The sequence below is a fragment of the Pseudoalteromonas sp. SG41-1 genome, assembly GCF_014164575.1.
GTDB lineage: Bacteria > Pseudomonadota > Gammaproteobacteria > Enterobacterales > Alteromonadaceae > Pseudoalteromonas > Pseudoalteromonas rhizosphaerae.
Map to the genome: position 1 here is coordinate 1 of NZ_JACJFL010000088.1, position 5,170 is coordinate 5,170.

A 5,170-nucleotide genomic window follows, 5' to 3' on the forward strand; every position below is an offset into this window, starting at 1 on the left:
TTGTAAATCAGCCGATAATTGTAAAGCAAAAACGCTTTCATTTTTAAATGAAATGTCGTTGTCGTACCCGTATCGAGTTGTATTATCATCCAATGTTTTGCCACCAACAATAGAGGCAAAACCATTAATACGCACTTCTGCAAATGAGCTTGCAGATGCGCATACAGCACATAAAGCAATTGCGAGAGGAAGTTTTTTCATTGTGTATCCTAAGTTTTTAGTATGTTGATTTCAGCTAGAGTATAGGAGTAAATATGTGAATTATCGACAATTTAACAGTATCATTTTGATTTTATATATGTATTTTTTAAAATGAGGTAAGTGTGGTAGGTAACTTGAAAACAACCCGTACGATCAGCCGAGCTGATCTAATTATATTGCGAATGTAGGCTGCCCTAATAGCAGCCTAATCAGATAAAATAGGTGTTAACATCAACTCTGACGAGAAATTCAGTAATGCAGCGAACTATAAAAATAGCAGTTTAAAGTGCAGGGGGTTAGTTATTACTTTCTTTGTCATGTTCTTCACGTGCGGCTTGTAATTCTTCAACGAGCTGTTGGGCTTTTTGCTTGGTTTTTTCGGTTAACTCGCCTGCTGCTTCTTTACTTTCAAGCCAGGCATCTAAAGCCACCTCTTTGCCATCATCATACATATCAAGGCTAAGTTTTTTACTTTCTTGCAGTAGCTCATCAAGTGATTCACCTTTAAATTGATTGCTGGTTTCTTTTACTTCATCCCATGCATCATTAAGTGCTTTTTTAACCTCAGCTTTTGCTTCAGCCGCTTCTTTTTTTGCTTCGCTGGCGTCTTCGCAACCGGTTAGTGCTACACAGCCTAATAAAACTAAACTTGCTAATTTGTTCATATTTGTTCCTTTGTATAATAATTATGTCCCGGGGAATATTTCCTCTGGTACAGTATTGATGGCAATCTTAAAACAAGCAATATACAGGCTAGAAAATGAATATACCTCGAACAGCACGACTTAATTTTAAATTAATGGATGAAAATGACAGTGCGCTACTGTTTGAACTCGATAACGACCCACAGGTTATGGAGTACCTTACTCGTGGCAAGACGACGACCATGAGCACCATCAAAGACGTTTTTATTCCGCGCATGCAAGCCTACCGCAATCCACAACAGGGCTGGGGGCTTTGGCAAGTTAACCTTAATGATAATGACAGCTTTATTGGTTGGATATTAATTCGGCCAATGGGTTTTTTTACTGCAGAGCCTGATTTTAGTGATATTGAAATTGGCTGGCGTTTTAAACGCACAAGTTGGGGTAAAGGTTACGCCAGTGAAGCCGCGCAAGCCGTTGCCGATGTGATCACCGCCAATGCTGAGATCAAGGCACTTAGCGCCACTGCACTAAAAGACAATAACGGCTCGATTAAAGTGATGGAAAAGCTGGGTCTGCAGTTTATTGAACACTATACCCATAGCGACGAGTTCGGCGAGTTACCAGCCGTGTTATATCGAAAATTTGTGTAAAGCTGTTTATTGTAGTTTGACCCTTGTTAACTGAATGTGTATTAATGGGGTTAATAAAATAATCAAAAAATAAAATAATCAAAAAATAAAATCAACAAGGAATTAAATATGTTTGCAGGTGTAAAACATTTACTGATTTTTAGTGTCATTGTAATGCAGTTACATATAACTGTATTGGCAGCTAGTGGCAAAACAGCCCAAGCAGCAGTAGCTATGCCCGATAGTTACAGTAGTGACGTAGCAAAAGCCATTTTAGAGCAGGGCGGTAACGCGGTTGATGCAGCCATTGCTGCGCAATTTGTATTAGCCGTTACTTTGCCTGAAGCGGGAAACATTGGCGGTGGTGGTTTTATGCTGATCCAAAAAGACGGGCAAGGCGACTTTATAGATTACCGCGAAACAGCTCCAATTGCCGCTCATCGCGATATGTATTTGGATGACAAAGGTAATGTGGTTGCAAATAAATCGATATACGGCATTCACGCCAGTGGGGTACCCGGTAGTGTGGCGGGTATGTGGCTTGCTCATCAAAAACACGGCACACTTGATTGGAAAACCCTTGTTGAGCCTGCAGTAAAGTTAGCCGAACAGGGTTTTATTGTTCACCCGAAATTAGCCAGCAGTATTGAGCGCTACATTGCCCGCATGGCTAAAAAAGACGTAACAATTAACTTTGCTGATTATTTTGCCAGCGCTAAAGCGAATCAAAACTTTAAGCAACCTGAGCTTGCAGCCACGTTAAAACGTATTCGCGAGCAAGGTAAGGCAGGATTTTATGAAGGCGAAACTGCTAAAATCATTGCCGATTTTATGGCTGAACATGGCGGGATCATTACGCAAGCGGATTTAAAAGCCTATCAAGCAAAATCACGTACACCAATGAAAGCAGCTTGGAACGGTTACCAAGTACTTACATCACCACCACCAAGCTCCGGCGGTATTGCAATAATACAATGGTTAAAAATGTACGAGCTGACTAAACCCAAAGCAGGGCTTGAGCACAACTCCACAGCATATATTCATTTATTAGCAGAAATTGGCAAACGCGTATTTGCTGATAGAGCAGAGTACTTAGGTGATCCAGACTTTTTTGATGTGCCAAAGAGCGAACTAATCGCCATGGATTATCTTAAAAAGCGCAGTAGCAGCATCACACTCGATAAAATATCGACGACTGAAAACATTAAGCCTGGGTTATATGAAAGCGAACAAACCACGCATTTTTCTATAGTTGATAAATGGGGTAATGCAGTATCGAATACCACCACCATTAATTTAGGTTATGGCAGTGGTGTAGTCGTTGCTGGCGCGGGTTTTTTGCTTAACGATGAAATGGATGACTTTAGTGCCAAACCTGGGGTGATGAATGTATTTGGCGCGCTCGGTGGTAAAGCCAATGAAATCCAGCCGCATAAGCGTATGCTTAGTTCAATGACGCCAACTATCTTACTCAAAGGCAATAAAGTTAAAATGGTTACCGGCTCACCTGGCGGCACCACCATAATAAGCTCGGTGTACGAATCTATTTTAAACGCGGTTGAATTTAATATGAGCGCCGATGAAGTGGTAAATAGTCCGCGTTTTCATCATCAACTTTGGCCTAAAAATGTCATACGTCATCATGCAGGGTTAGATGCAAACGTTGTTAAAGCACTAGAGAAAATGGGCTACACCTTAGACGAGCGCCATTTTGGTGATATGCATGTGATTATCGAACGTGATGGCAAACTAGATGCCGGCTCAGAAGCGTCAGGGCGCGGTAAGGCGATGGTGTTTTGATTGCAGCTTTAAGCGGTAAGTCATAAGTTGTAAGATTGCTTGGTGATAAATCAAGCGATTGTAGTTGGGGTGAGGGTAACGAAGCCCAATTACAAAAAGGTTTTAGGAGCTAGGTAACTAGGTGTTAGGGGAGTGACTCGTAGGCGCGAGTTTACCTCGCGCAGTACGCAGTTTAATGAAATTGGGTGTAAACGAACGACTCGCCTTAGCATGTGGTATCACCAGCACCAAAAGTAGGCGCTTGGAAGCGAAGACCCTTGTTGAAGCTCAAAAACAAAAGGAATTAACATTGCGCTAGGCAATGACTATTTAGCTTCACAAGGTTTAGCGTTATTGAGAAATATTTGGATCAATATTGATAACGGGAGCTGAACCGCCCATTGCACTTTTTGCTAATGAAAAGCGCATTATGGGTGGTGTGGGGGCTGGAGGTTAGAGAACTCCGGCTACCCGATTATATGCTGAACTTTGCAACAGCGTGCTCATATATGGGCCTATATTTATCAAGCACGGGCATAGCATGCACAATAGCTTGAGACTCTGCAGAATCGTGCCAGCCAAAATAATCTTCCGCTATATATAGTTCTTGCCTCTCTTCTTCAGGTAATTCCAAATCAAGATCAAACAAAATACGGGATATTGCTGCATACAAAGACTGCTTGTCTTCTGAATATGCTTTCGCAGCTTCCCCAGCTAAAAATTCATTACTCGGCTCACCGTAGACTTGGTAAGTATTGCTAATAAATCGGATTATTTCGGCGACATCTGATGCCAAGGACAACTTTTCAACAAACGGATCAATTCCGTGGTCAGTATATTGAGCGTACGCCCATGCAATAGCCTGATCATAAGAAATTAAATTCTGTTTGAGAATGTAACTCAGAACATTGTAATCTTCGGCACTAAATTTCATGTTGGTTGCATATAACGCTTTGAATATGTGGATTTTAGGAGCGCTTTGGCCGAAGGCCAGCGAGTAAAATTCCCAGTGAGTTTACGAACGACATTATTCATTTGTTATATGCCGATTACTCTGCAAACTTTACGTTTGCATTTGCTGAATTCAACGCAGATAACAAACCCACAATATTGAATGATGCCTCTATCGGTATCTCTACAATACGATTAGCTAACAACTTATCAGTGATTGCTTTGGACTCTTTGAGATTAAATTGCGTATTTGAGTTTATAGCCTTACTCATAGCGACTTTATTCAATTTTTCAAAGCCTTCGATTAAAATTTTAGGCACCGATCTTCCCTAGGCATATAACGAGGCTGTAGAATAACTCGTTTTTAATTTATTTTTATTGATGCATTAACCATAGCTGAGTTCCTATTTTGATTCAATCGACAACTGACTTTTACGTAAAATATAAAAAGAGGATTTACTGTTGCTTTAATGGGCGTTTTGGAAGTTATGACAGGTGTTTAAGTGGCTTATTTGAAGAGGTAGCAGCTTACCTTTATTAATGCATCGTGTTTTACGCATGCTAGTATTAGCCTTTAAGATAATCCTAATTTACTTCTCTTTCTCTGCTCTTTGTGCAAAAAATCTTTTATTGAATTATTCACAAAGAGGTTCAGAGACGCTGCGCTTTAGAGTCATACAGATGCTGGACCCAAGAAGTATTTACGCGGCTGGGGACACTACTACCTAATAACCAATGCTTATCAGCTAGCGGTGGATTTAGATGATTGGATCCGCCGCAGGATAAGAATGTGCTACTGGCGGCAATGGCGCTCTTTATAAAAGGAATAGCATGCACTAAAGTACGCAGTTTAATGAAATTGGGTGTTAGCGAACGACTCGCCATTGCATGTGGTATCACCAGTAAAGGTCCTTGTAGAAGCTCAAAAACAAAAGGAATTAACATTGCGATAGGCAATGACTA

5 protein-coding genes and 2 pseudogenes are annotated in these 5,170 nt (G+C 40.8%); 3 read left to right on the forward strand and 4 right to left on the reverse strand.

Annotated features, from left to right (window positions below; all coding sequences use genetic code 11):
• Together H5203_RS22215 and H5203_RS22220 are read right to left on the reverse strand one after the other, a co-directional pair.
• Positions 1-201, reverse strand: a pseudogene (locus H5203_RS22215) (hypothetical protein); the annotation flags it as partial.
• Between the two features lie 296 nt (positions 202-497).
• Positions 498-866 carry a hypothetical protein gene (locus H5203_RS22220; protein ID WP_182820351.1) on the reverse strand — a complete coding sequence of 123 codons (369 nt, stop codon included), beginning with the start codon at positions 864-866 and terminating at the stop codon, positions 498-500.
• A 95-nt stretch (positions 867-961) separates the two neighbouring features.
• Between H5203_RS22220 and H5203_RS22225 the strand changes: the two genes are divergently transcribed.
• Together H5203_RS22225 and ggt are read left to right on the forward strand one after the other, a co-directional pair.
• A complete protein-coding gene (locus H5203_RS22225) occupies positions 962-1,498 on the forward strand; it encodes a GNAT family N-acetyltransferase (protein WP_145242886.1) in 537 nt (178 codons plus the stop codon).
• 108 nt (positions 1,499-1,606) lie between these two features.
• Complete coding sequence (gene ggt, locus H5203_RS22230; protein ID WP_182820352.1) at positions 1,607-3,277, forward strand: gamma-glutamyltransferase; 1,671 nt, start codon at positions 1,607-1,609, stop codon at positions 3,275-3,277.
• 454 nt (positions 3,278-3,731) lie between these two features.
• Here ggt and H5203_RS22235 read toward each other — a convergent pair whose 3' ends face one another.
• On the reverse strand, positions 3,732-4,190 hold the full coding sequence (locus H5203_RS22235; protein ID WP_182820353.1) for a hypothetical protein: 459 nt from the start codon (positions 4,188-4,190) through the stop codon (positions 3,732-3,734).
• A 115-nt stretch (positions 4,191-4,305) separates the two neighbouring features.
• Positions 4,306-4,527, reverse strand: a complete 222-nt coding sequence (locus tag H5203_RS22240) for a hypothetical protein (protein ID WP_182820354.1) — start codon at positions 4,525-4,527, stop codon at positions 4,306-4,308.
• 375 nt (positions 4,528-4,902) lie between these two features.
• Between H5203_RS22240 and H5203_RS22245 the strand changes: the two are divergent.
• Positions 4,903-5,170: pseudogene (locus H5203_RS22245) on the forward strand (group II intron maturase-specific domain-containing protein); the annotation flags it as partial.

Excerpts from the sequence above, each read along its gene's own strand:
- H5203_RS22220 (WP_182820351.1), bottom strand. The coding sequence starts at position 866 with ATGAACAAATTAGCAAGTTTAGTTTTATTAGGCTGTGTAGCACTAACC.
- H5203_RS22225 (WP_145242886.1), top strand. The coding sequence starts at position 962 with ATGAATATACCTCGAACAGCACGACTTAATTTTAAATTAATGGATGAA.
- ggt (WP_182820352.1), top strand. The coding sequence starts at position 1,607 with ATGTTTGCAGGTGTAAAACATTTACTGATTTTTAGTGTCATTGTAATG.
- H5203_RS22235 (WP_182820353.1), bottom strand. The coding sequence starts at position 4,190 with ATGAAATTTAGTGCCGAAGATTACAATGTTCTGAGTTACATTCTCAAA.